This window comes from Psychrobacter sp. Rd 27.2 (assembly GCF_001921755.1).
GTDB lineage: Bacteria > Pseudomonadota > Gammaproteobacteria > Pseudomonadales > Moraxellaceae > Psychrobacter > Psychrobacter celer.
In genome coordinates this window covers 1-420 of sequence record NZ_MRYB01000087.1, presented here as the reverse complement: position 1 = coordinate 420, position 420 = coordinate 1, and the positions used below count along the sequence as shown (strand labels likewise).

The following is a 420-nucleotide window of genomic DNA, read 5'->3' as shown; positions in this document are numbered from 1 at the left end:
GACATCATCATCGCTATGGCGTTTATCCTCATCGTACATAATCTCGATTGTCTGATCGGGCGTAAATGTCAAAGTTGGTGGTGGATTAGTTGTTAAGTCTACTTCAATACCGTCAACACGTAATATGACGTCTTTAGCCGTTAGATCAGTTGCTGATAGCGTGATACTCTCAAGCACTTCTTGACCTTCAGTTAAACTGCCTTGATCTGTGGTTGTAAATGCTGACTCAAAATCAATTGTCGCCCACAAATCTTCAGTGGCAACGACTTGAGGATTGCTCATATTGCCATCGGCAGCATCGGGGGTCACTAGAATAGAAACGTCTTTGGTATCATGAGTCACACTGTCTCCAGATACTGTCTCGGTGGTGGTACCCGTGATGGTAAAGTTAATTTCACCAGCGAAGTTATCTGGTGTGTT

At 43.8% G+C, this 420-nt stretch carries 1 protein-coding gene; it reads right to left on the bottom strand.

The annotated features are described in order from the left end of the window. Window positions 1-420, bottom strand: a 420-nt coding sequence (locus BTV99_RS13550; protein WP_178377978.1) for a hypothetical protein, incomplete at both ends; no start/stop codon positions are given.